At 64.7% G+C, this 25,626-nt stretch carries 23 protein-coding genes and 1 tRNA gene; 19 read left to right on the forward strand and 5 right to left on the reverse strand.

The window, feature by feature from the left end:
- The first annotated feature begins 7 nt into the window (after window positions 1–7).
- The 16 genes from ABEA06_RS06355 to ABEA06_RS06430 all read left to right on the forward strand — a co-directional run bounded on the left by ABEA06_RS06355 (window position 8) and on the right by ABEA06_RS06430 (window position 16,110).
- Window positions 8–1,576, forward strand: coding sequence for an ABC transporter ATP-binding protein (locus ABEA06_RS06355; RefSeq protein ID WP_345310946.1), 1,569 nt, complete (start codon window positions 8–10; stop codon window positions 1,574–1,576).
- Window positions 1,573–2,781: an ABC transporter permease gene (locus ABEA06_RS06360; RefSeq protein WP_345310947.1), complete on the forward strand. Its 1,209-nt coding sequence runs from the start codon at window positions 1,573–1,575 to the stop codon at window positions 2,779–2,781. The genes ABEA06_RS06355 and ABEA06_RS06360 overlap by 4 nt, the downstream gene beginning before the upstream one ends.
- Window positions 2,778–4,088, forward strand: a complete 1,311-nt coding sequence (locus tag ABEA06_RS06365) for an ABC transporter permease (protein WP_345310948.1) — start codon at window positions 2,778–2,780, stop codon at window positions 4,086–4,088. Before ABEA06_RS06360 ends, ABEA06_RS06365 begins: the two co-directional genes overlap by 4 nt.
- 2 nt (window positions 4,089–4,090) lie before the next feature.
- The gene (locus tag ABEA06_RS06370; RefSeq protein ID WP_303382648.1) at window positions 4,091–4,483 is read left to right on the forward strand and encodes a cytidine deaminase; all 393 of its coding nucleotides are present in this window, start codon (window positions 4,091–4,093) and stop codon (window positions 4,481–4,483) included.
- A gap of 173 nt (window positions 4,484–4,656) precedes the next feature.
- Entirely contained in the window at window positions 4,657–6,345 is a 1,689-nt protein-coding gene (locus ABEA06_RS06375; protein WP_345310949.1) for a hypothetical protein, read from the forward strand.
- Between the two features lie 3 nt (window positions 6,346–6,348).
- On the forward strand, window positions 6,349–7,488 hold the full coding sequence (locus tag ABEA06_RS06380) for an adenosine deaminase (RefSeq protein ID WP_312394951.1): 1,140 nt from the start codon (window positions 6,349–6,351) through the stop codon (window positions 7,486–7,488).
- Window positions 7,485–8,288, forward strand: coding sequence for a MazG nucleotide pyrophosphohydrolase domain-containing protein (locus ABEA06_RS06385; RefSeq protein ID WP_345310950.1), 804 nt, complete (start codon window positions 7,485–7,487; stop codon window positions 8,286–8,288). The genes ABEA06_RS06380 and ABEA06_RS06385 overlap by 4 nt, the downstream gene beginning before the upstream one ends.
- Before the next feature lie 52 nt (window positions 8,289–8,340).
- On the forward strand, window positions 8,341–9,624 hold the full coding sequence (gene eno, locus ABEA06_RS06390) for a phosphopyruvate hydratase (RefSeq protein ID WP_345310951.1): 1,284 nt from the start codon (window positions 8,341–8,343) through the stop codon (window positions 9,622–9,624).
- Between the two features lie 164 nt (window positions 9,625–9,788).
- Entirely contained in the window at window positions 9,789–10,385 is a 597-nt protein-coding gene (locus tag ABEA06_RS06395; protein WP_345310952.1) for an FtsB family cell division protein, read from the forward strand.
- Window positions 10,386–10,472: 87 nt separating this feature from the next.
- Window positions 10,473–11,027: a DUF501 domain-containing protein gene (locus ABEA06_RS06400; protein ID WP_303382654.1), complete on the forward strand. Its 555-nt coding sequence runs from the start codon at window positions 10,473–10,475 to the stop codon at window positions 11,025–11,027.
- 147 nt (window positions 11,028–11,174) lie between these two features.
- A complete protein-coding gene (locus ABEA06_RS06405) occupies window positions 11,175–12,125 on the forward strand; it encodes a Ppx/GppA phosphatase family protein (protein WP_312394942.1) in 951 nt (316 codons plus the stop codon).
- A gap of 75 nt (window positions 12,126–12,200) precedes the next feature.
- Entirely contained in the window at window positions 12,201–13,574 is a 1,374-nt protein-coding gene (locus ABEA06_RS06410; protein WP_345310953.1) for a S8 family serine peptidase, read from the forward strand.
- A gap of 81 nt (window positions 13,575–13,655) precedes the next feature.
- The gene (locus tag ABEA06_RS06415; protein ID WP_303382657.1) at window positions 13,656–15,041 is read left to right on the forward strand and encodes an NAD(P)/FAD-dependent oxidoreductase; all 1,386 of its coding nucleotides are present in this window, start codon (window positions 13,656–13,658) and stop codon (window positions 15,039–15,041) included.
- A gap of 69 nt (window positions 15,042–15,110) precedes the next feature.
- Window positions 15,111–15,184, forward strand: a tRNA-Leu gene (locus ABEA06_RS06420).
- Window positions 15,185–15,496: 312 nt separating this feature from the next.
- The gene (locus ABEA06_RS06425; RefSeq protein ID WP_345310954.1) at window positions 15,497–15,877 is read left to right on the forward strand and encodes a hypothetical protein; all 381 of its coding nucleotides are present in this window, start codon (window positions 15,497–15,499) and stop codon (window positions 15,875–15,877) included.
- A gap of 41 nt (window positions 15,878–15,918) precedes the next feature.
- Complete coding sequence (locus tag ABEA06_RS06430) at window positions 15,919–16,110, forward strand: hypothetical protein (protein WP_303382564.1); 192 nt, start codon at window positions 15,919–15,921, stop codon at window positions 16,108–16,110.
- A gap of 30 nt (window positions 16,111–16,140) precedes the next feature.
- On the opposite strand, the gene ABEA06_RS06435 is transcribed toward ABEA06_RS06430, so the two are convergent.
- Genes ABEA06_RS06435 through ABEA06_RS06455 form a run of 5 tightly spaced genes read right to left on the reverse strand, consistent with a single transcriptional unit; the run spans window position 16,141 to window position 21,783 of the window.
- On the reverse strand, window positions 16,141–16,929 hold the full coding sequence (locus ABEA06_RS06435) for an enoyl-CoA hydratase/isomerase family protein (protein ID WP_345310955.1): 789 nt from the start codon (window positions 16,927–16,929) through the stop codon (window positions 16,141–16,143).
- Window positions 16,930–16,948: 19 nt separating this feature from the next.
- Window positions 16,949–18,148: an acyl-CoA dehydrogenase family protein gene (locus tag ABEA06_RS06440; RefSeq protein ID WP_345310956.1), complete on the reverse strand. Its 1,200-nt coding sequence runs from the start codon at window positions 18,146–18,148 to the stop codon at window positions 16,949–16,951.
- Window positions 18,145–19,788 carry a fatty acyl-CoA synthetase gene (locus ABEA06_RS06445; RefSeq protein WP_345310957.1) on the reverse strand — a complete coding sequence of 548 codons (1,644 nt, stop codon included), beginning with the start codon at window positions 19,786–19,788 and terminating at the stop codon, window positions 18,145–18,147. The genes ABEA06_RS06440 and ABEA06_RS06445 overlap by 4 nt, the downstream gene beginning before the upstream one ends.
- Window positions 19,789–19,822: 34 nt before the next feature.
- Complete coding sequence (locus ABEA06_RS06450) at window positions 19,823–20,971, reverse strand: acetyl-CoA C-acetyltransferase (RefSeq protein WP_345310958.1); 1,149 nt, start codon at window positions 20,969–20,971, stop codon at window positions 19,823–19,825.
- Between the two features lie 53 nt (window positions 20,972–21,024).
- Entirely contained in the window at window positions 21,025–21,783 is a 759-nt protein-coding gene (locus ABEA06_RS06455; RefSeq protein WP_303382559.1) for an SDR family NAD(P)-dependent oxidoreductase, read from the reverse strand.
- Window positions 21,784–22,005: 222 nt separating this feature from the next.
- On the opposite strand from ABEA06_RS06455, the gene ABEA06_RS06460 reads away from it, so the two are divergent.
- The 3 genes from ABEA06_RS06460 to ABEA06_RS06465 all read left to right on the forward strand — a co-directional run bounded on the left by ABEA06_RS06460 (window position 22,006) and on the right by ABEA06_RS06465 (window position 25,600).
- A complete protein-coding gene (locus tag ABEA06_RS06460) occupies window positions 22,006–22,809 on the forward strand; it encodes a Bax inhibitor-1/YccA family protein (protein ID WP_345310959.1) in 804 nt (267 codons plus the stop codon).
- 381 nt (window positions 22,810–23,190) lie between these two features.
- Window positions 23,191–23,487, forward strand: a complete 297-nt coding sequence (locus tag ABEA06_RS14560) for a lactococcin 972 family bacteriocin (protein WP_425559502.1) — start codon at window positions 23,191–23,193, stop codon at window positions 23,485–23,487.
- A gap of 79 nt (window positions 23,488–23,566) precedes the next feature.
- On the forward strand, window positions 23,567–25,600 hold the full coding sequence (locus tag ABEA06_RS06465; protein ID WP_345310960.1) for a hypothetical protein: 2,034 nt from the start codon (window positions 23,567–23,569) through the stop codon (window positions 25,598–25,600).
- The last annotated feature ends 26 nt before the right edge of the window (window positions 25,601–25,626 follow it).

The following is a 25,626-nucleotide window of genomic DNA, read 5'->3' on the forward strand; positions in this document are numbered from 1 at the left end:
TGAATCTGTGAAGTTAGAGCTGCGTGACATCACCAAGAAGTTCGGCGGTTTCACGGCCAACCAAAGTGTCAATCTGACCGTTGAACCGCATCAGATCCACTGCCTGCTCGGGGAGAACGGCGCGGGCAAGTCCACCCTCATGAATGTGCTGTACGGGTTGTACGAACCAACCTCCGGCAGCATCGAGATCGACGGTGAACCCGTGTCGTTCTCCGGTCCCGGTGAGGCCATGGCCGCCGGGATCGGCATGGTGCACCAGCACTTCATGCTCGTACCGGTGTTCACCGTGGCCGAGAACGTGGCTCTCGGTAAAGAGGCCACCAAGGGCGTAGGGCTGGATCTGAACTCCACCCGCCGCAGGATCCGTGAGATTTCCGAACGCTATGGGTTCCAGGTGGACCCGGACGCGATCGTCGAGGATCTTCCCGTGGGCGTGCAGCAGCGCGTGGAAATCATCAAAGCCCTCGTGCGCGACGCGGAGGTGCTCATTCTCGATGAGCCCACCGCGGTGCTCACACCCAAGGAAACCGACGAGCTGCTCAACATCATGCGGCAGCTGCGCGAGCACGGCACCTCCATTGTGTTCATTTCCCACAAACTGCGCGAGGTCAAAGCCGTCTCGGACGTGATCACCGTGATCCGCCGCGGCAAGGTCGAAGGGCAAGTGGGTCCCGAGACGTCCACCGACGAACTCGCGGCTCTGATGGTCGGACGCGACGTCTCCCTGACCGTGGACAAGGAACCCGCCCACGCCATCGGCTCCGCCCTTGAGGTCACCGACCTGACCGTGGTGGGGGAGAACGGCGTGGTGCTGGTCGACAACGTGTCCTTCACCGTGGCGCCGGGTGAGATCCTGGCCGTGGCGGGTGTGCAGGGCAACGGCCAGACGGAGTTGACCGAGGCCCTTGTGGGGTTGGCCGATCACGTGTCCGGTTCCATTAAACTTGAGGGCCAAGAACTGGCCGGGCGCGGAGTGCGCGAGGTGCTGTCCTCCGGCGTGGGATTCGTACCCGAAGACCGCTCGTCCGAGGGGCTCGTGGGTCCGTTCACCGTCTCCGAGAATCTCATCCTGGACCGCTACAAGGACCGTGCATTCACGTCGGGGCCCTCACTGAAGCTCGGTGCGATGCGCGATAATGCTCAGCAGGCCGTGGACAGCTACGACATCCGTGCCGGTTCGGTGGATGCGCCCGTGTCCACGCTGTCCGGCGGTAACCAGCAGAAAGTGGTGCTCGCCCGCGAGCTCTCCCGCCCCCTGAAACTGTTCGTCGCCTCCCAACCCACGCGCGGTGTGGACGTGGGATCCATTGAGTTCATCCACAAACGCATCGTGGCCGAACGCGACAAGGGTGTGCCCGTGATCATCGTGTCCACCGAACTGGACGAGGTGTACGCGCTCGCGGACCGGATCGCCGTGTTCTTCCACGGGAAACTGATGGGCATCGTCCCCCCGGATACGCCCAGGGAAACATTGGGCCGCATGATGGCCGGTGAGACGGCCGACGAGGTCCTGCCCCCCGCGCCCTGGGATGACAGCCAAGATCAGCATCAACACGAGGGGACGCACACGGCATGAGTGCTACGACCACCTCTCCGGAATCAAATCAGGTCTCGGCGCCCTCGCCGGTCGAACTGACCCCGGACGACTACCGCCGTTCACTGCTGGGCTCCACACTGCAATCGGTGTTGGCGGTCCTGGTCGCGCTGTTACTGGGCGGACTGTTGATCGCGGCCACCGACGAGACGGTGCGCGAATCCGCGAGCTACTTCTTAGCGCGGCCAGGGGACACGTTCACAGCCATGTGGGATGCGGCCTCCAGCGCGTACATCGCCATGTTCCACGGCGCCGTGTACAACCCCCACGGCAGCGGACCGGCCGGCAAGTTGTACCCGCTGACCGAAACGCTCACCGTGGCCACCCCGTTGATCCTCGCGGGTCTCGGCGTTGCCCTGGCCTTCCGCACGGGCCTGTTCAACATCGGTGCGCAGGGTCAGATCCTGATCGGCGCGACCCTGGCCGGTTACGTGGGCTTCGCGTGGCAGCTGCCCGCCGGTTTGCATCTGCTGGTGGTCGTGGTGGCCGGCGCGCTGGGAGGTGCCATCTGGGGCGGCGTCGTGGGCCTGATCAAGGCACGAACCGGCGCTCACGAGGTCATCCTGACCATCATGCTCAACTACATCGCGATCAACCTGGTGTCCTGGTTGCTGACCCTGTCCACGTTCCAGCGTGAGGGCTCCGCCAATCCCATCAGCCCGCCCATTGCCGAGACCGCGATGTTCCCCAAACTGCTCGGGGACGGTTTCCGGCTGCACTGGGGCTTCGTGGTGGCCGTGGTGGCGACCGTGGCCGTCGCGTGGCTGCTGAACCGCTCGACCATTGGTTTCGAACTGCGAGCCGTGGGCGCCAATCCGCGGGCCGCACGCACCGCCGGTATCTCGGTGACCAAGGGATTCGTGGTGGTCATGGTGATCGCCGGCATGCTGGCCGGTTTGGCCGGCACCGCGCAGATCGCCGGAACGGAACACTCGCTCACGGTGGGCATCGCGGCGTCCTTCGGATTCGACGCCATCACCGTGGCGCTGCTGGGCCGATCCAAGCCGTGGGGCACGTTCTTCGCGGGCATCCTGTACGGCGCGTTCCGCGCCGGAGGCGTGACCATGCAGACGTCCACCGGAACCAACATCGACATCGTCCTGGTCGTGCAGTCCCTGATCGTGTTGTTCGTGGCACTGCCGCCGCTGCTGAAACTCAAGTCCCGTCGCAAGGAGGTGGCAGCGTGAGTATCGCAATCACGGCACCCGAGTCCTCGGACGCGCCCCGGGAGGAACTGTCCACCGCGGCCGCGAACCGCACCGTGGGTGTGCGCACGTTCCGACCCGCCATCGGTCTGGCGATCTTGGCACTGGTGGCGCTGATCCTCTTCGCGCTCAACGCTGCCGGCGGGTCCGTGGAGTTCCGGCTCTCGGACCCCGGTGACGCCATTGAACTGCCCCACCTGTCCGTACCGATCACCCCGTACGGGTGGCTGGTCACCATTGCGCTGGCCGCTCTCGCGGTGTTCGCCGCGATCCGCGCCCGCAGTCTGCCTCGCTGGGCTCTGATCCTGGCCGGTTTCCTCTTCGTCACGGGTTTCCTGGTGTGGATCGTGGGCACCGCGCAGACCCCCAGCATCTCGCTGACCGCGCTGCTGGCCGGTTCGGTCGCCCTGGCCACGCCCTTGATCTTCGGTTCCCTGGGTGGCCTGTTGTGCGAACGCTCCGGCGTGGTGAACATCGCGATCGAGGCGCAGCTGCTGTTCGGCGCGTTTTCCGCAGCCGTGGCCGCAACGCTGGCCAACAACGTGTGGGTGGGTCTGCTGGCCGCCGTGGTCGGCTCCATGCTGGTGTCCCTGGTGCTCGCGATCTTCTCGATCAAGTACCGCGTGAATCAGGTGATCGTGGGCGTGGTGCTCAACGTCCTGGTCTCCGGCCTGACGGGCTTCCTCTTCGCCACCGTGCTGCAGCCCAACGCCGCGGACTACAATTCACCGGCCCGGCTGCCCCACGTCACCATTCCGGTGTTGTCCGAAATTCCCGTGATCGGCCCGGTCTTCTTCGATCAGTCCATCATTGGGTACATCATGTACGTGACCGTGGCGGTCGTCTGGTACGCCCTGTACCGCACCCGCTGGGGTCTGCGAACACGCGCCGTGGGCGAGCACCCCAAGGCCGCGGACACCCTGGGCGTGTCCGTCAACGCACTGCGCGTGCGCAACGTGCTCATGGGCGGTGCGGTGGCGGGCCTGGGTGGGGCGTTCTACACGCTGGTCTCGGTCTCGGCGTTCACACGCGACATGACCTCGGGCGCGGGCTACATTGCGCTGGCCGCGTTGATTTTTGGCCGGTGGAACCCGGTGGGCGCCCTGTTCGCCTCGCTATTGTTCGGTTTCGCATCCAACCTGGAATCGATCCTGTCGTTCCTGGGCACGTCCGTACCCAGCCAGTTCCTGGCCATGCTGCCCTACATCGTGACCATCCTGGCCGTAGCCGGCCTGGTCGGAGCCTCCCGGGGTCCCGCCGCGTCCGGCGAGCCCTACGTGAAGGAGTAACCATGATCGACGACGCCGCTTGGCGCAGCCTGCAGCAGGCCGCCACCGACGCCCTGCAACATGCGTACACGCCCTATTCGAACTACCCGGTGGGTGCCGCGGCTCTCGTGGACGACGGTCGCGTGGTCGCCGGGGCCAATATCGAGAACGCGTCCTACGGGGTCACCCTCTGCGCGGAATGTTCATTGGTCTCGGCCCTGTACATGTCCGGTGGCGGCAAGCTCTCTGCCTTCGTGTGCGTGGACGGCAACGGAGATGTATTGATGCCGTGCGGTCGTTGCCGTCAGCTGCTGTACGAACACCGTGCCCCCGGCATGGAACTGCTGACCGTGAGCGGCGTGCGCAGCATGGACCAGGTGCTCCCGGACGCGTTCGGACCCCACAACCTGGCATGACGCTTGGACCTTTCCACGACGGGCGAACCCCGGGTCATCACCGATGAGCCGGGGTTCGCCCGTCATGTCAACTCGGTTCACGCGCCGCCGGAACCCCCATTCCCACCCGGTGCTCAACACACAGCCCTATACTTTGGCAGAAGAGTACGCGACGGTCCGGAAGGAAACTACACGTGGGTTTGAGAGACTTGTTCCGCAGTAAAAGCACCACCCCCAGCACTCCGCAGCCAGCACCCGGAGCGCCCGCCAACGACCCCCGCGCGCAGGGCATTGATTCTCGCGCGCAGGACAATCAGAACGCGAGCACGTCGGGACAGGGTGCCCCCGTGGGTAACGCCCCGCGGGCAGAGGCCACCCACGACACGGCAGATGTCGCCGCCGACAACCGTGCCGATGATCGCCCCGCTCAAGAGGCCACGAGGCAGCAACTGCCGGAATCCGGTCCGCTGCGCAACCTGGTGGACATCCTGTTGTCCCGGGGCGCAGACCGCGCGCGCTTGACGCTGGTCCAGTCGGGAAACGTCATGACCCACCAGACGCGCCAGGCGCACGGTGATGCCCAGGACGAGGTGGAGAACGGCACCGTGGATCAGGGATCCCCGCTGTTCGACGATGTCGCCGATCTGTACACCCAGTCGATGAACACCCCCGTGGGCCCGTGGCGTCAATTGGATGTGACCGTGGCTCCCGAGCAGAACGGTCAACGCCTGGTCACGGTTGACTACGCCTTCCCGAGCGGGCAGTCCGGCAAGGAGAGTTATGTGCAGGGCCGCACCCTGTCCGATGGCGATGTTCGCCAGGACGCCCAGGGCTCCGAGCAGCGCAACCCGGCCGGACTCGACACTCACTCGGGCGCTACCGACACCCCCGTCCCGGACCATGAAGTCCACGACGACCGCCAGGCGAAGGACATCGAGTCCGTGCGCGTGGTCGACGGTACGGATACCTCCCCGGTGGCTGATGGCCAGATCGTGACGAAAGCCGACCCCGAACCCATCGTGGTTGCGGCCGACGACCAGGCAACCCACGACCACGCCCGGGAGCTCCACGAGAACCGTCCGGCCGAGGAGCCCCGGAGCGTCGATTCGGACCCCGCCCATGGTGAGCACGCCGATCGTGACGCGCAGGGCTCCGCGCAGGAGAGCCAGGAAACCGAGGTCCAGGTCCGAACCGAGCATGATGCGCCCCGTGATGAGCGCACCGACTTGCCGGAACACCTGGATGAGTCCGAGTTCGGCGGTTTCACCGAGCCCGAAACCCCGGTGGCACCCAGCGGCGCGGGAGCAGCGGCACTCGCCGCGGACGACGACCCCGCCGACGCCCCTCAGTTTGCGCAGAACACCGATGTGGCGCCGTCCTACACCGCGCCGAGTGAGCAGCCCAGCGGCGACTCGTTGGCCACCGGCAACCTGGTGTTGACCCTGGCGGACATCCAGTCGCGCCTGAGCGAGGCGCAGCAGCACCTCTTCGGTGACGGCGGCACGGCACGCGAGGTGTCCACCGTGCTGATCCGGGTGCGCGCGTTGGGTACCTACTACGACGCCCTGACCCACGTTCGCCTGAACGGGTTCTGGGATCAGCGCGCCACGTTCGACCTGGTTCCGGAAAACCAGTTGAAGGTCCAGGAGCTCAAGGACGATTCCTACGTGGAGGGCTCCGGCGCACCATTGGCCATGATGTTCCGCTTCCGCCCGGGCGTGCCCCCTGAGGTGTCCTTCGACTACTCGGACGAGGAGGCCTTTGTGCGGTACGAACAGCGCCTGCCGGGTCAGAACTACCTGGAGGAACTGCGCATGTTCCCGCGCACCGGTTCCAACATCCCCCAGCACATGAACGACGCACTGCAGGATTGGAACTACTGATTCATGAGGCAAGCAACACCCACCGAGGGCTCCGTCCGCGCCATGGACGGGGCCCTCGGGCCTATTCCGGCGGTGTGTCTCCACGATCACCTGGACGGTGCGCTGCGCCCGGCCACCATTGTGGCGCTCGCCCAAGACGTGGGCCATCAACTGCCCACCACTGATCCCGTGGCATTGGGCCAATGGTTCGTGGACAATGCGAACTCCGGCAGCCTGGAGCGCTACCTGACCACGTTCGCGCACACCACGGGGGTGACACAGACCGCGGCCGCCCTGGAACGGGTGGCCGAGGAGTACGTGCTCGATGCCGCTGCCGACCGGTTGCTCCACACCGAGGTGCGTTGGGCCCCCGAGCAACACGTGACCAGGGGACTCACACTCGAGCGGGCCGTTGACGCCGTTCAGAAGGGCCTGGCCCGCGGGGTGGCCGCGGTGAAGGCCTCGGGTGGTCACATTTCCGCGGTCCAGATCCTGTGCGCAATGCGGCACCTGAACAACTCCCGCGAGATCGCCCAGTTGGTGCTCGATCGGGTCCGTGCGGCGGCCGGTACGACGCCGCTCGGTGCCGTTGTCGGCGAACCCGAACCCGGTTCCGTGGTGGCCTTCGACCTGGCCGGCCCCGAGAAGGGGTTCCCCGTGTCGGATCACCGGGAAGCACTGGACCTGCTGGCGCAGAACCTGGTTCCCGTGACCCTGCATGCCGGTGAGGCGGACGGCCCGGAGTCCATTCGTGACGCACTGGTGGCCGGACGCGCCCTGCGAATCGGGCACGGTGTCCGCCTGCTCGAGAACGACCCGGACGCCACCGGGGCGCTGTCCCGTTGGGTGCGCGACCGTCGCATTGCCTTGGAAGTGTGCCCGTGCTCCAACCTTCAGACCGGGGCGATCAGCCACTGGGGTGATTCCATCAAGGATCACCCGATCACCCAGCTGCATCGAACGGGTTTCACCGTCACGCTGTCCCCGGACAACCGGCTGATGAGCGCGACCTCCGTGTCCCACGAGATGTCCTTGCTCATCTCGGACGCCGGATGGTCCAACCGGGAGCTCACGGACATCCAGCTCAACGCGGCCCGCGCGGCGTTCGTGCCCCGCGCATATCAGGAGTGGTTGTGCGAGCGGATCGAGGAGGCCTGCGCGTGAGCTCCCGAGATGTCTCACCGGCCGTCCCCGAAGGCACGGGCGAACGGTTCGAAGAGCTCGTGCGCGTGATGGACCGCTTGCGTTCCCCGGGCGGTTGCGAGTGGGACGGCGCCCAGACCCATGAGTCGCTGCTGCGCTACCTGGTCGAGGAGGCGTACGAGGTGGTCGAGGCGGTCGAGTCCCCGAACGACACGGAGGACGGAAGCGCGGGCAACCGGTCCGAGCTCGTGGAAGAACTCGGCGACATCCTGCTGCAGGTCGTGTTTCACGCGCGTATCGGACAGGAACACGCGGCTGGTGGGGCCTTCGACGTCACCGACATCGTGGCCGCGGTGACCGACAAACTGGTTCGCAGGCATCCGCTGGTATTCGGCGGCCGGCCCGCGCGGAACGGGGCCCCTGACACGGGCACGAACCCCGCCGGGGATCCCGCTGGCCCTGCACGGGCCACCCAGGAGGAGCTCTCCGCGCGGTGGGATGCCGTCAAGCGCTCCGAGAAACCACACCGCACCAACGTGTTCGACGGGATTCCCCCCGCGCTGCCCGCGCTGGCGCTCGCCGAAAAGGCCTTCACCAAGGCGCGTCGCCACGGCGTGGAAAATACGCCGGGCCCCATCGGGACCCAGGACGCCGCGGGCGTGGAACGTGCCGAGGCCGAATTCGGTGACCGGCTGCTGGAACAGGTGCGAGCGGCGTCGGCGATGGGACTGGATTCCGAACGTGCCCTGCGAGGCGCCGTGCGACGTTACATCGAGACAAATAATCGGCCGATCCAGCCGGGAACCAGCCGAGATCGGTAGGCTGACATCAGGGCACCGCCCGATAGGTCAACGACCAGCAAGGAGATTATCCATGGCAATGATCATTGCTTTGCAAGCCCGTCAGATTCTGGACTCGCGTGGTAACCCCACGGTAGAGGTAGAGGCACTGCTCGAGGACGGCAGCTTCGGCCGCGCAGCAGTTCCCTCGGGAGCTTCCACGGGCGAGTTCGAAGCAGCCGAACGCCGTGACGGGGACAAGAAAATCTACCTGGGCAAGGGCGTGCTGGACGCAGTCAACGCCGTGGATGAGGAGCTGGAAGAGGCAATCGTGGGCCTGGACGCCTCCGACCAGCGCGCCGTGGACCAGGCCATGCTGGACCTGGACGGCACCGACAACAAGTCCAAGCTGGGCGCCAACGCCATCCTGGGTGCTTCCATGGCCGTGGCCCGCGCCGCGGCCAGCTCCGCGGACCTGCCGCTCTACAAGTACCTGGGTGGCCCCAACGCACACCTGCTGCCCGTTCCGATGATGAACATCCTCAACGGTGGCTCTCACGCGGACTCCAACGTGGACATCCAGGAGTTCATGATTGCTCCGATCGGTGCGCCCACGTTCGCCGAGGCCCTGCGCTGGGGCGTGGAGGTTTATCACAGCCTCAAGTCCGTACTCAAGGATCGTGGCCTGTCCACCGGCCTGGGTGACGAGGGCGGTTTCGCACCCAACCTCAAGTCCAATGCCGAGGCCCTGGACCTGATCCTGGACGCCATTAAGAAGGCCGGTTACAAGGCCGGCACCGACATTGCCCTGGCCCTGGACGTGGCCTCCTCCGAGTTCTTCGAGAAGGGCAAGTACTCCTTCGAGGGCAAGAAGCGCTCCGCCAAGGACATGTCCGACTACTACGCGGACCTGGTCGACAAGTACCCGTTGGTCTCCATCGAGGACCCGCTGGACGAGGACGACTGGGAAGGCTGGGCAACCCTGACCCGTGCCATTGGCGAGAAGGTGCAACTGGTCGGCGATGACCTGTTCGTGACCAACCCGGAGCGTCTGGCTCGCGGCATTGAGGGTGACGTGGCCAACGCATTGCTCGTGAAGGTCAACCAAATCGGTTCCCTCACCGAGACCTTCGACGCCATGGAACTGGCGCAGCGCAACGGCTACCGCTGCATGGTCTCGCACCGTTCCGGTGAAACCGAGGACACCACCATTGCGGACATCTCCGTGGCCGTGAATGCCGGTCAGATCAAGACCGGTGCCCCGGCTCGTTCCGAGCGCGTGGCCAAGTACAACCAGTTGCTGCGCATCGAGGAGGAACTCGGCGACGCCGCTCGCTACGCCGGCGCTTCCGCGTTCCCGCGCTTCTCGGCCAAGTAAGACCCTCCACCCACACTGTTGGGTGAACGAACCGCCCGGTTCCCCTCGCGGGGACCGGGCGGTTGCGTGTGGGGAGCGCGAAGTTTTCGCCGCTAGAATGGCCGGCAGGATAAATTCGGAGCGCGTCTCACACGAGAGAGCGCCGTGCAACGCGGGAGGTGTGCATGGTTGGCCCCAGGCCGAGGATTCCTCGGTTCTCCGGTAAGAGGCAGGGCGCGGACGGGAAACCCACATTGGCCGAGGGCCGTGGCAAGAGCCGATCGGTCAACGCAGGAGAGCGCACACCCGCTTCGCACGCCGGTTACTCCGGCGGCGGATCGTCCACGGTCACGGCACCCACTCCCGCGCATTCCTTCAACGGCAGACTCATTGCCCTGATCTTGGTGGCCACCCTGATCTTGTTCCTGGCGGCGCCCACCGCCAAGATCTTCTTCGATCAGCGCGCCCAAATCACCGCGCTCGAAGAGTCCATCGCGGCCAAGGAACAGGAGCAGCAGCAACTCAAGCTGCAAGAGGAACGCTGGGGTGACGACGCGTACGTGGAGCAACAGGCTCGCGAGCGCATGTTCTACGTGATGCCCGGTGAACGCGCCTACCTGGTGCTCGGCGCCGAAGAAACGGGCCGCCAAGCCGCGGAGTCCTCCGCCGAACAGGTCGAAGCGGGTAAACCCGCGTGGGCGGACGGTTTGTGGCAGTCCGTGGTGGATTCGGCGTTCCCCCAGAGTGAGCCGGAAATCGCCCCGGTGGAGCCGGAGCAGTAACCGTTTATTTCCGCAGGGCATCCCTCCACACCGTTTTCTTCCCCATTGACCAACTGGCCCAGCAGTGCGCCGGAAAGTAGTACGCAAGTGACTGAAGCACAGCCGAACCCTGCCCCCGCAGTGACCCAGCAGGATCTCACGGTGGTGGGACATCAGCTCGGCCGCCCCGCGCGGGACGTGGTGGAGATCGCGGCCCGTTGCGTGTGCGGTAACCCCCTGGTGGTTGCCACCGCACCGCGATTGTCCAACGGCACGCCGTTCCCCACGGTGTTCTACCTGACGCACCCGGTGATCACGTCCGCGGTGTCCCGGCTCGAGGCCGAGGGCAGCATGTACGGCATGTCGGACAGGATCACAGAAGATGCGCAGCTCGCGGAGCAGTACCGGGCGGCCCACGAACACTACCTGGGGGAACGGCGTCGGATTGGTGAGAAAGCAGGAATCGGCGAGGTCCCCGAAATCGAAGGGATCTCCGCCGGTGGCATGCCCACGCGCGTGAAATGCCTGCATGTGCTGGTGGGACACAGTTTGGCCGCCGGACCCGGGGTGAACCCGCTGGGCGACGAGACCCTGGGCCTCATCGCGGACACCTGGAGCACGGACCGCTGCGCGTGCGACCCGGAATGGCGCACTGCGGACTGAGCGGGTTCACCGCTGAGGGCGGGGGCGTCATTCGCGCCGTCGCCGGGCGCCAGGTCTTCGCCGTCGTGAAGGCGTCAAGAACGTGGGTAAAGTGGGATCGCGCTGCTGAATCGGCGCACTCCCCATAGAGCCGAGGATCCATCACCCATGCGCGTTGCTGCCATTGACTGCGGGACCAACTCCATCCGCCTCCTGATTGCGGATGTCAAGGACGAGAACGGACACCCCGAGCTCATCGATATCGTGCGTGAAATGCGCGTGGTGCGCCTGGGTCAGGGTGTGGACGCCACGGGTTGGCTCGCCGAGGCCGCGCTGGACCGGACCTTCGCCGCCGTTGAGGAATACGCCCGCCTGATCAAGAAGCACAAGGTGGACAAGATCCGTTTTGTGGCAACTTCAGCCACGCGCGACGCCGGCAATCGCCAGGTGTTCGTGGACGGCATCAGGCAACGACTGGGTGTCGTGCCGGAAGTCGTGACCGGCGAGGAAGAAGCGGCCCTGTCCTTCCGCGGTGCCGCCAACGCGACCGGGCCACTGAAGCCCGAGGACCGCGTGCTCGTGGTCGATCTGGGCGGCGGTTCCACCGAGTGCGTGCTGGGCACGGTGGACGGCGTGACCGCGGCCAAGAGCGTGGACGTGGGATGCGTGCGCATGACCGAACGGTACCTGGGTGCCAACCCGCCCACCGATGAACAGCAACGCCAAGTGCTTCGGAACGTGGACGAGGCCATGGACTCCGTGGCCCGGATCGTTCCGTTGTCACAAACCACCCACCTGGTGGGTGTCGCTGGGACGATCACCACGGTGACGGCTCGCGCCATGGACCTGGCGAGCTACGACCCGGACGCGATCCACGGATCGACCATGTCCGTGGACTCGATCGCCCAGGCCTGCAAGGACCTCACGGCCATGACCAGGCAGGAACGGGCGCAACTGGGGTACATGCACCAGGGCCGCGTGGATGTGATCGGCGGCGGCGCCCTCGTCTGGCGGCGTGTCATCGAACGGGTTGTCTCCGCGACACAGGGCCGAGTGCGGTCGGTCACGGCCAGCGAGCACGATATTTTGGACGGAATTGGTCTGTCCCTGGTGCGCTGACCCCTCAATGGTTTTGAACACCCAACGGCCAGGGGTGTCCCCGCCAGTGCGTTCCTATTCAAGGTGAGGTTAGTCATGTCGGTCCACGCCACGCGCCGCCGCGCACTCTCGGGTGCGGCCGCTGCCGCCATGGTCCTGTCCCTTGCCGTAGCCCCCGCGGTGGCCATGCCCGACAACGAGCAGGCACCCGCGGCACCCGCGCCGTCGATCCCCCTGGAAACCCCGGTGGCACCGCCGCCCACGGACGGCAAGGTACCCGTGTCCGTGGACTCGATCCGCGAGCGAGAATACTGGCTCGACGAATACGGTGTGCGCGATGCCTGGAAGGAATCCACCGGCAAGGGCGTGAAGATCGCCGTGATCGACACCGGCGTGGACGCAACCCACCAGGATCTCAGCGACGCCGTTGTGGATGGCACGGACGTGTCCGGCAACGGTGCTGGAAATGGACACCGCGGCCTGGGCGCGGAACCCGAACACGGCACCCTGGTTTCGTCGTTGGCCGCCGGACGGGGCCACGGCGAAGCCAATCCGGACGGTCCAGGGAAGCAGAGCGGTGTGATCGGTGTGGCTCCCGAAGCGGAGATCCTGCCGGTGTCGCTGTGGCTCGGCAACGAGGAGCCCGGCGTCAAGGATGTCAACGAGCAGATTCCGAACGCCGTTCGCTGGGCCGTGGACAACGGGGCGGACGTCATCAACATGTCCGTGGGCTCGGACTCCACCGAATGGCCGCAGTCGTGGGACTCCGCGTTCGCCTACGCGGAGGAGAAGGATGTCCTGGTCGTGGCGGCCTCGGGCAACCGTGGTTCCGGGCTCAACCAGGTGGGAGCCCCGGCCACCATTCCCGGTGTCCTCACGGTGGGCGGCGTGGACCGCGCGGGCCGGGCGAGCTGGGACTCATCGTCCCAGGGAATCTCGATCGCGGTTGCGGGTCCGAGTGAGGACATGGTGGGCGCTATGCCGGGTGACGGTTACGCCGAGTGGTCCGGCACGTCTGCCACAGTGCCTCTGGTCTCCGGAACAGCCGCGTTGATCAAGGCCAAGAACCCGGATCTGAGCGTGGCGCAGATCGCCAACCAGATCATCCGCACCGCCCACGATGCCGGCGAGGAAGGCCAGGATCCGTTCTACGGATACGGGATCCTGGACGTGAAGGCCGCCGTGACGGAGGACGTGCCGGACGTCGACAAGAATCCGCTGGGCAGCATGCAGCACTGGATGAGCGTGCACCGGCCGGCATCGGCCGCGGCCAGTGAGACGGCGTCGTCGCCGGGGGCCACCGAAACCTCTGACACCGAGCAGGTCACGGAGGAAGCCACCCCGCCGGTGGCGCATGCCCCGCTCAACGAAACGGGTGCCCTGCCCGTGGTGATCCTGGCCGGTTTCGGACTGGTGGTTGCCGGGCTGACGGTCGCGGCGGTGTTCCACATCCGCTCCGTGAACCGCTGACGCGCACATTTCACGATCAGCGCAGCCCGCCCGGCGTCGTTCTGAACGGAAATGGGGTCAGTGATGAGTAGACTTTTGGGTATGGCTTTCAATCAATTGGCTAAAGACCGTCCGCGTCTTCTGATCGTCGGCGGCGGATACGTTGGTTTCACGCTCGCACAACGGCTACAAACGCGCATCAAGGAATCGGGTGGCGTCGTCACGGTTGTCGATCCCAACCCGTACATGACCTACTTGCCGTTCCTGCCCGAGGTTGCTGCCGGCAACATCGAGGCACGCAGCGCCATTGTTCCGCACCGTCAGCACCTCAAGGACTGCGAACTCATCGGTGGCCGCGTGGAGAGCATTGACCACGCCAACCGCACGGTCAGTATCCGCGGTATCGATCAGGGACCCAACTTCGATCTGCCCTATGACGAGATCGTCATTGCCGGTGGCTCCATGACCCGCACGTTCCCCATCGAGGGCCTGGCGGACAGCGCCATTGGTCTGAAGACCATTGAAGAAGCCGTCTCGCTGCGCAACTGGGTTTTGGAGCGCATTGAAATCGCGTCCCTGACTGACGATGAGCACGAAAAGCGTAAGGCTTTGACTTTCGTCGTGGTCGGCGGAGGTTATGCAGGTACAGAGGGTCTCGCCGAGCTTGAGGACATGGCCCGTACCGCCGTGGAGCGCAATGACCGCCTCAAGGTCTCCGACCTGCGTTTCGTTCTGGTCGAGGCCATGGACCGCATCATGCCCGAGGTTTCCAAGGAACGCGCCGAGCAGGTCGTGGCACAGTTGCGTTCCCGCGGTATCGAGGTGCTGCTCAACACGTCCCTGAATTCCGCCAAGGACCAGCTCGTCAAGCTGATCAACATGAAGGACAAGTCCCCGGCCGGCGAGATGTACACCGACACCCTGGTGTGGACTGCTGGCGTACAGGCCTCTCCGTTCGTCAAGAACAGCGACCTGCCCGTCGACGAACGCGGTCGAGTGCGTGCCGGCGCGGACCTGCGTGTGACCGGAGACGACGGACCGATCGAGGGCGCCTGGGCGGCCGGAGACATCGCGGCCGTTCCGGATCTCACCGGTACCGGGCCGGGTGGCTTCTGTGTTCCCAACGCTCAGCACGCCGTGCGTCAGGCCAAGACCATGGCCAAGAACATCATTGCCGCGCGCGAGGGCAAGGCGCTGGAAGATTACTACCACGAGAACTTGGGCGCCGTGGCCGGCTTGGGCCTGTACAAGGGTGTAGCCAACATCCGCGGTGTCGAGTTCAGTGGCTTGCCCGCCTGGGCGGCTCACCGCTTCTACCACGGCTACGCGATCCCCACGATCGAGCGCAAGGTGCGCATCTTCAGCGAGTGGGGCATCAACATGCTCTTCGGTCGCGACACCACCGGCATGCGCCACGTGCGCGACCCGCGCCGGTCGTTCAAGGTCGCCGCAGGTGACGAGGTGGATACGGCCAAGGCAAGGCTGTAACCTACGTGTACTCGCGAAGCTACCGGTTCAGCTCCCTTCCCGGGTGATGAACCGGTAGCTTTTGCACGGGCCCCCATAGCCCAATTGGCAGAGGCAGCGGACTTAAAATCCGCGCAGTGTGGGTTCGAGTCCCACTGGGGGCACCCCTTCCTTCTTATCCGGTCAGGGATTCGGCGCACCGGTTCCTGCCCGTGGCATCTGAGGCACAGGTTCGCGGCCCATGACATTTAAGGCGCCGGTTCGCAGCGTCGACCCAGGTTCCGCGGTGATCCGGAGCCTCAGATGTTCGGCTGCAGCGACCACTGTTCAAGAGGCACTCTGCTGCCGTCTCTGATCGAGGTGTCAACGGATGCGCGTGACGGAGACCCACACCTCCCGCTGTAGTAGTGCGGCAGTTATGCACATGTTTGACCTGCTGCAAGGAGGCCAAGAGGTCAACATGCGAAGCTTTGCGTATGGGTTCCGTTTCTGACTTGCCTGCAGGGGTGGCCTACGTCAGTGCCTTAGCACCAGCAGGAGTGGCGATAGTCGCTTCGATCGCGGCCATCATTGCATGGCGGTCTCATGTTCGGCAGAAGCGCACGGACCAAAGGAATGTGTTTTGGGACAGGCTCGTGTGGGCGCTGGATCAGTGTTCGGACCAGGATGCAGATATCTACTCCGTGAACATGGGCATGGTGGTGTTGACATCTTTAGCCAAGGATTCCTTGATGACGGCCGAAGACATCGAAATGATCGAGCAAGTCAACGACATTGTGGTAGACCGATTCTCGGGCATTCCTCCGGAGGAGGATGAAGAGTCAACTGACCCAGAAGCTACTCCAAGGCAGCAATGACCATGTGTAGAGTGGATGTGCACAGGAGGACGGTGTATCCCATGGCGACGACAAGAAAATTTTCCGCTTCTGGTCGTAACGCGCGCCCACGAACAACGGTAAGAACCGACAACGCCGCTCGTACGGGCAAGGTCATTACGTACAGCGCCAAGCAGCAGCAACAGCTCCTGAGGCAATCGAAGAAGCTGCAAAAAGTGCTTGATGAGCGAAAAAAAGAACTCGGCGTGGCCTGAGTCGAACTACTCGATAAAACCCCGCTACCCTCATCCACTCTTCTTCCCCACGAACCGATCCACGCGCTGCACCGTGTCCGGGTGCCCGGACAGTTCCGCGATGCTCGCGGATTCGTGACGCAAGTGCTCCTCGTACCCGTTCAGCGCGGCAGCCCGCAGCAACCTCTTAGTGGGCCCGTAGGTCTGCACCGCCCCGCCCAGGAAACGGTCCTCGACTTCGGTAAGGCGTTGCCCGAACGAGGCCGCCTCGGTCACCTCGTTGGCGATCGCCCAGTCCACGGCGTCGGCGCCGCTCAGTATTCGGCCATTGAGCGCCAGATCGATAGCACGTTGATGACCCACCGCGCGGGGGAGCAGATAAGCGACGCCGGTGTCCGGTGAGAGCCCCATCGAGGAATACGCCGCCAGCATGCTCGACCGATCGGAGACCAGTACCCAGTCGGAGTTCAACACCAACCCGAACCCGGCGCCGGCCGCCGTTCCGTTGACGCCCGCAAGGATGAGTAAGCGCGAACGCATCATGGCCAACGCGACGTCGTGGGCGGCGTCGGCGAGGGAGCGCAGGAATGCGGGCCGGTCGGCGGGCTCGTAGGACGCCATGCTCGTCACGTCCCCGCCGGCGCAGAAGAACCGGCCCTCGCCCGTCAGGGTGAGCACGTGAACGTCCGGGTCGGACTCGGCGTCGCGCAGGGCGGCCAGCACCCCTCGTGCCATGTCGAGAGTGAGGGCATTGCCGTCCGCGGGCCGGTTCAAGATGAGCCGAACCACGCCGGGGCGACGTTCGACCCGGACGGCTGAGGATGTGTTCGTAAAGGTCATGGTGCTCCGTAGGTAGTGGTCACGCGAAGGCGCTGATGCCGGTGAGATCACGGCCCAGAATCAAGGCCTGGACGGACTCGGTGCCTTCGTAGGTGTGCAACGCTTCCACATCGCTCAGGTGCCGGATCACGTGATTCTCGAGCAGGATCGCATTGCCTCCCAGCATGTCCCGCGCGACAGCGGCGATCCGGCGGGCCGCACGGGTGTTGTGATACTTGAGCATCGAGGCTTGGGCGGACCGCATGGTGCCCCCCGCCTGTAGGCGTGTCACGGCCACGCACTGCAACTGCATGTTGGTCAGTTCCGCGAGCATCTGGGCCAAACGCTCCTGCACCATTTGATGACCGGCCAGCGGCTTACCGAACTGGGTGCGTTGCGTTGAGTAGGACAGCGCCGCCTCGAACATTGATGTTGCGTGGCCCAGCGCGGACCACCCCACGTTCACACGGGTTTCCACCAGAGCGCGGGAGACGTCCTTGAACGAGTGCACGTCGGGTAGCTGCGCATCGGTGGGTACGCGCACGTTGCTCAGGGTGATTTCCGCCTGGTGAATGGCCCGCAACGCGCCCTTTCCCCGGATCACCTCTGCCGAGTATCCGGGCGTGGACTGTTCCAGAATGAAGCCCTTGACCTGGCCGTCCGCCTCATCGCGCGCCCACACGATGGTGATTCCGCCGGCCGCGCCGTTGCCGATCCACTTCTTGTGTCCGTTCACCACCCACTCGGATCCTTCGCGCCGGGCGGTGGTTTCCAGCGACACGGAATCGGACCCGTGGTGCGGTTCCGTCAACGCGAACCCACCCAGCAGATCGCCCCGGGCCACCGGTTCCAGATAGTTGGCCTTCTGTGCAGCACTGCCGAACAACACCAGGCTGCGCAGCACCAACCCACCCTGCACCGCCGCGGCTGCCGCCAGCGAACCGTCCGCGCGGGACATCTCCATGGTGACCAGCCCCGCCGCGAGCGGGGACATTCTCTGATGCCCGGGTATATTCAGTCCGTCGGTCAGCAGGTTCAGTTCGCCCGCCCGCCGGACCAGGTCCGTGGGGTACTCACCGCGGTCCCAATACTCGTTGACCAGGGGCAGGATCTGCGCGCCGTACTCGCGAGCCCGGTCCCAATGGGCTCGGTCGTCGTCACTGATGCCTTCGAGCACCGACAGGTAATCGGTACCCAGTGCCTCGGTCAGGTCATACCGCCGCGACGGCCCGGCGCTCACGCGCGATCTTCCGTGCTCGCGGTCCCGGTGCCGTCCTGGGAACGTTCCGCGCGCAGCTGGCGCTTGAGCAGCTTGCCGGACTGGTTGCGGGGCAGTTCCGCGACGAAGTCCACCCGCTTGGGCACCTTGTAGTCGGCGATCCGAGATTTCACGTGTGACCGCACCGTTTCGGGGGTCAGCGTGGTCCCCTCCTTGAGTACGATCACCGCCGTCACGGCCTCGATCCATCGCTCGTCCGGCAGCCCCACCACGGCGACCTCGGCCACCTCGGCCAACTCGTAAATACAGTCCTCGACCTCGCGCGGGGCCACGAGCACGCCACCGGTGTTGATCACGTCCTTGATCCGATCGACCACCTGGATGAACCCCTGCGCATCCCGGGTGACCTGGTCACCGGAGCGGAACCAGCCGTCCACGAATGCCTGCTCGGTGGCCTCCGGTTTGTTCCAGTACCCGGTCAGCAGTTGGGGGGAGCGGTACTGGATCTCACCGGGTTCACCGGGCGCGCCCAACGCACCTTCGGAGGTCACCACCTGGGCCTCCACATAGAACACGGGGCGCCCGCACGATGCCGGCCGCGCGTCATGCTCCTCCGGGCGCAGCACGGTGCACAGGGGACCCAGCTCGGACTGGCCGAAGCAGTTGTAGAAGCCGATCTTCGGATACCGCGAGCGCAACCGCTGCAGCACGGTCACCGGCATGATGGACGCGCCGTACTGGGCCTTGGTCAGCGACGAGAGGTCGCGGGTGTCCAGCTCGGGGGAATTGGCCAGGGGAACCCACACGGTGGGGGCCAGGAACAGCGAACCGATGTGTTCTTTCTCCACGAGCTCAAGGATCCGCGCGACGTCGGGCCTGGCGATCACGCGCACGGTGGCGCCCAATGTGAGGTAGGGCAACAGGAACACGTGCATTGCGGCCGAGTGGTAAAGCGGCATGGCAATCAGGGGCCGGTCCTCGGCCGTGAAATCCAGGGCAATGATCGAGGAAACGTACTCGGCGATCAGCGCGGCGTGCGTCATCATGGCACCCTTGGGCGCGGATGTGGTGCCGGAGGTGTACAGCAGTTGCAGCAGGTCACTTTCGTCCACTGGCACGTTGACCGGCTCCGACGACGCCGCCCGGTCCAGCGCCGTCTCCAGCAGCGAGACACCCTCGGATCGGGTGCCTGCGGACGGCTGCGGATCCGGGAACATGGACCACACATGTTCGACCTCCGGTGCCCGCCCGGAGCCGCGGACGTCATCGACCAGCGGCAACAACGCGTTATCGACCACGAGCAGGCTCGCCCCGGAATCCTCCAGGATGTAGGCCAACTCGTCACCTTTGAGTGCGAAGTTCACCGGTACATGCACCAGACCGGCCTGGGCACAGGCAAGGTACAGCAGCAGGTAAACATCAGAATTGGCGCCGTAGGCGGCAACCCGGGACCCCCGCGGCAACCCGGCATCGACCAGGCGGCGGGTGACGCGGTGGACCGCGTCGCCCAGTTCGGAATATGTCCAGCGCCGATCCTCGAACAGGACCGCGGTAGCCGGGCCGTTGCGGGTGACCGTGCGGCGCAGGAGTGCGCCCATCGTGTTGGACGTGGCCGTGGCCACCGCCGAATCGGTCTCGTGCTCCCGAGCTGATGCATTCATGACGGACGGGTCCTTTCGGAGGAAATCGGGTGGCTCAGAGACGTTCGATGATGGTGACGTTGGCCTGACCGCCGCCTTCGCACATGGTCTGCAGCCCCCATTGGGCGTCCCGGCGCTCGAGTTCGTGCAGCAGTGACGTCATGAGCCGCGCACCGGTGGCGCCGATGGGGTGGCCCAGGGCAATCGCCCCGCCGTTCACATTGACCGTGGACATGTCCGCACCGGTTTCGCGTTGCCACGCGAGCACCATCGCGGCAAAGGCCTCGTTGATCTCGATCAGGTCCATGTCGGCCAAGCGCATGCCCGTGCGCTCCAGGGCGTACCGGGTCGCGGCAATGGGTGCGGACAGCATCATGATCGGATCAGCACCGCGGGCCGACACATGGTGGATGCGGGCTCGCGGGCTGAGTCCGTACTTCGCCACGGCGCGTTCGGAGGCAATCAACAAAACCGCAGCGCCGTCGGACATCTGAGACGCGGTACCCGCCGTGTGCAGACCACCATCCACGATCGGTTGCAGGGATCGGAGTTTCTCGAGGTCGGGTTCGCGCGGACCCTGATCCTCGGACAACCCGGCCAGCGGCAGGATCTCCCGATCGAAATACCCCTCTCGCTGGGCGGCCAGTGCGCGCTCGTGGGATTGCACGGCAAAGGCCTCGAGCTCCTCACGCGTGAGACCCCAGCGATGGGCCATCATTTCCGCGCCCCGGAACTGGGAGACCTCTTGATCCCCGTACCGTTCGGCCCAGCCGTTGGAACCGGTGAAGGGGTCCGGAAACCCGAATTTCTGGGCGGCCGCGTTGGAGTAGGAAAGCGGAATGCTGGACATCGACTGCACGCCACCGGCCACCACCAGCTCGCTCGTGCCGCTCATCACCGCCTGCGCCGCGTAGCTGATGGCCTGTTGCCCCGAACCACACTGCCTTTCAATGGTGCTGCCGGGAACCGCCTGGGACAGTCCCGCCGCGAGCCACGCGTTGCGGGCAATGTCCATGGACTGTGGGCCCAGCTGGTCGATGCACCCCAGGATCACCTCGTCGTACTCCTGGGAATCAATGCCCTGCCGGGTGACCAGCTCCTTCAGTGGCGCGGCGGCCAGATCGAGCGGATGAACTTCCGCGAGTCCCTTGCCCCGGCGCCCCACGGGGGTGCGGACGGCATCAACGATGTAGGCCTCAGCCATGAAAAATTCTCCGAACGGTCGATCGAACAGGGGCGGATGTCATCAGGAGGATGTCAGCGCGGGGCCATGCGCAGGGCGCCGTCCATGCGCAGCGTGGTGCCGTTGAGGTAGTCGTTGTCCACGAACGTGGTCACGATCTGCGCGAATTCGGAGGGGCGGCCCAGCCTGTGGGGGAACGGAACACCGGCGGCCAGACCCGCGCGGTACTCCTCGCTGACCGTGGCCAGCATGGGGGTCTCCACGATGCCCGGTGCCACGGTGTTCACGCGGATACCCAGGCTTGCCAGGTCACGCGCAGCGGCGATCGTCAAACTGTGCACACCGCCTTTGGACGCCGCGTAGGCCGCCTGACCCACCTGGCCCTCGAAGGCCGCCACGGAGGCGGTGTTCACGATCACCCCGCGTTGGCCGTCCTCATCCACGGGATCGTTGGCCGCCATGGCCTCCGCGGCCAAGGTCAGGACGTTGAAGGTGCCGATCAGATTCACCCGGATCACGGTCTCGAACAGTCCCAGATCATGCGGGCCCTTCTTGCCCAGGATGCGGGCGGAGGGCCCGATGCCAGCGCAATTGACCACCGTTCGCAAGGGGCCGTTCGCGACCGCGGCACTCACGGCGGCGCGCACTTGATCGGGTTCGGTGACGTCCGTGGCGTGATAGGTCACGCCCGCGACCTCGGGAGCCTTCTCCACGCCCGCGGGCAGGTCCAGACCCACCACGCGCACGCCACGGGTGGCCAGCGCCGCGGCGGTCGCGGCGCCCAGGCCCGAGGCCGCGCCGGTCACCAGGGCAGAAGTGTTGGAGACATCCATGAAACGTTCCTTTCGGTGAGGTGCTTTAGTAGGATGCCCAACTATTCAAGTGTTGTCCAGGTCACACGTGATGCGCCCGTGGGAACATGCTGGACGGGCCTCGTGCTCACAGGTCATGGACGGCCGGATTCAGTGTTCGCTGTGCACAAACTCCCAGCTCCGGGTGACGCGTCACTGCTACCCTTGTTGCACAGCCCGTATACGTCATGAAAGGACGCACCCATGGCCGGTGGAAACCCGCTCCTGCGCGACTTCAACAAGAAAAGCGCGCGACAAGGCGCGCCCGGTTCCTACCAGGATCCGCGTTACTCGCCCGAACACCTCGAGCAGATGTACAACGCCCCGGCGGCTGGCCCCGCCCAGACCGGACGGATGAGCTACGACGACGTCGTGATGCGCACCGGCGTGCTGCTGGTCTGCATTGTCGTGACCGGTGTTCTCGGTTGGATGATGCCCATCCTCGCGCTGCCCGGCGCCCTGATCGGTCTGGTCCTCGGTTTGGTCAACGCGTTCAAGCGCGAGCCCAGCCCGGTGCTGATCATTGCGTACGCCCTGGCCGAAGGGCTGTTCCTGGGTGGCATTTCCGGCATGTTCGAGGCCACCTACCCGGGCATCGTGATCCAGGCCGTCATGGGTACCGTCGCGGTATTCGTGTCCGTGCTGGTGCTCTACAAGGTGGGTGTGCTGCGTTCCTCGCCGCGCGTGACCAAGATCTTCATGGTCGCCATCATGGCGTACGCGTTGTTCGCGCTCATCAACCTGGGCACCTCGCTCCTCGGCGGCTTCAACATGCGCTACGACGTCACCCTGTTCGGCATCCCCCTGGGGCTTATCGTGGGGGCATTGGCCATTCTGTTGGCCGCCTACAGCTTTGTGCTGGACTTCGAGAACATCACCGACGGCGTGCGCCGTGGCATCCCGGAGAAGGCAGCATGGTCGGCCGCATTCGGTTTGACCGTGACCCTGATCTGGGCCTACGTGGAGATTCTGCGCGTTCTCGCCATCATCCGCAGCATGGCCGAGTAATCCGGTTCGCTCGCGACCAGAGCAACTGACGACGCCGCGGGCCTCGCGTTATCAACGCGAGGCCCGCGGCGCGGTTTAACTCCCTCTTGTGCCCGACATGCAGCAAATTCCTGTCTAAGAGGGCAGGGCGAGGCCATCAGTCGGTCCACTGCACGCTGGCCCGGAGTGGGACTCAGATTGATCCACGGTTTTCGGAGTATTCGCCGCTACGGCCACTCAAGCGCTCGTGGCACTTTCTCTTGGGGATGGGGCCATCAGGCGTGCATGCTCGGGCAGCGGTCCTAAAAATGTTTGTGTTTTCATTGCAATTGCTCACACCCCCCCCTTAGTATCGCACGCATCACACAACGAAGTGTGTTATTCCTAGAAAAGGACAAGGTCATGAAACGTCTGAAGAAGGCACTGGTGACTGTCGGTCTCGCCGGAACCCTTGCAGCAGGAGCGGCAGGAGCCGCCAATGCTGCTGTCACTCACCCTGGTGGTGGCACTTGGGATTCCGGCGTCAGTTATTGGACCAATAGCGTGTGGTCTAATTATCACCACCCGACTCGTGCTCACGGCAGCACCGCTTGCAATAGCACTCGCTGTAACCGTTCTGCCACCGTTGCCCCCAACAGGTGGTCTTACGCCTCCATCACGGCCAGTCTTGGTGGTAACACCACATACTGGCGGTATTAACCGTTTCAATGGTTGGCCGGGTGACGGAACGCCGCTCGGCCAACCATCGTGAGGGCGACGAAACACGGGGCAGGGGCGCATGAATAATAACCTGGGATTTGCACGGGCTGTCGTATGGGTGTGCGCGCTATTGCTTTCCGGAATTCTCACCGGTGTCTCGGCCATGTTTTTCTTGGACCAAGACCGCTGGGGACCTGAGGGAATTACTGAGGTTTTCACCATTACGGAAATCCCACCTGACATATCGCGTGAGGCCCTGATTTCCACCGTGGATGACGTGGTAAACGATGCCGCTGTCAATGTTTACAAGATGTCACCCTTCTCTCAGGGGGATGACCGAGGCACTGATTATTATCTCTTCGCGGGTGACCCCTTATCGGTACTCGGAAATCCGGAAGACGGCAGCTTCCCGACATTTTCTAGCGGGTACCCCGCCGCACTCCATGATGCGACTGCCTTGACCCGGGACCGCCTGCTGGGTGCCTATGCCGTTCAAGGTAGTTCCGTTCAAACACATCAAATCGTTGACGCATTGGCGAGCCACCAGATTGTCGCCGCTCCGGTTTCCTCCCCGCCTGGTGTTTTTCTCTGGCCATTCTTTTTCTTGACCAGCCCCTGGGGTATCGCGGCCATCACTCTCTGGATCGGCTTAGTACTCGCGCTGGTGAACCAGTCCGCGGTGCGTTTGACCATCGTGGGATTGCGCCAAGCGACGGGGGCGGAGCCCTCCCGAGTTCTCACGCCCGAGGCAATCGCTGCGCTGGCACCGGCCGTCGCCTGCGCTGCGGTGATGCCGCTCGTTCTGCTGACTTATTCACAGTTGTGGGTAGACGGTTACCAGGTTCGCTCGATCTTGACGGTCGGGGTACTACAAGCGTTGATACCGTTGTCCGCGGCACTTTTCGCCCTTGTGGTTGCGATACTGGCGGCGCGGCGTCATTCGGTCGGGCGGATCCTCAATGGTGCGCGGCCGGCGGGGCTACTTGCGACCTTGTCCGTGGTTGCGATCGTGGCCACTGCGGCAGGAGTGGGCGCGAGTAGTGCCTCTGCGGTTCATCGGATGATTGACGAACAATACGCGCGCTCAGCCGACGTATATCGGGCACAACATCCCGAGCTCGTTCAGCCCGCACTTGGCTACGCAATTACCACGAGCCAGGCGTCCCACATCGATGACCAGCTAAGGCTCATCTACAGAGAGATGGAAGCGAATGATCAAGTGTTGTTGACGACGCCTGGTTCCCTCGATAGTTCCGGAGCCGTCCCTTCTGCAGCACTGCAAGAGCGCACGCTGGTGGTGAACACCGCGTTCCTCGCTTCCCTGTCGGCCGCGAATGCCGAGGTAATTCGCAAGACCGATGCCGCCGCACAACCCGGAGGACTTGTCGTATTGGTTCCCTCCAACCTGCTGGTCCAGCAACGCGACCAACTTCGCTCCGCCGTGGAACAGTGGGTGAATTTTCAGATCTCGCTGCGCCCTACGGCCGAGCAAGTCGAGCCGAAGGTGTCCTTCGTAGACAATGTAAATCTGGGCGTGGTCCCCAGGCTCGACTACGACGACTCGGACAACCCCATGTATGGGGTAGACCCCGTGTTGATCGTCACGGACGCGAGCAGCGGGGTGCTGTCCAATGACTTCTACGCCGGTCTGGGTGCCTATACGGATGGTGACGTGTACCAGCGCCTTCTCAATGACCACCAGGTGAGCCATGCGGTGGTGTCCTTGCGGAACGTCGCCCAGCTGTCGGCCCTGGACCACGCCGATCGGCGCTCCGAGCTGCGGGTCACCCTCACCGGAACTGCAGTCATGCTCCTTGCCTTGATTCTCGGTTCGGCCGTCTTCGCCGCCGTTCACCATGCGCGCCGTCGCACTGCCGTGTTCTTGCTGTCCTCGACCGGCAGTGGTTATCTCGGGATCCATGGCAAATTCACTGTGCTGACCGCAGTTCTCGCGGTAATCCCCGCCTCGTTGGGTGCGGCGGTATCGAGCATCCCTTGGGTTGCGCGCATTGGGGTGGTAGTCGTCTGCGCCGCGGTAGTTGTCGTTGCGACAGTCGTCACCCTGGGCGCGCTCCAACACAGTGTCAACAGGACCGCCCTAGAGATCTCATGACCCCTGCATCATTTGCTGAAAGGACA

The organism is Kocuria gwangalliensis, from assembly GCF_039544365.1.
Lineage (GTDB): Bacteria > Actinomycetota > Actinomycetes > Actinomycetales > Micrococcaceae > Kocuria > Kocuria gwangalliensis.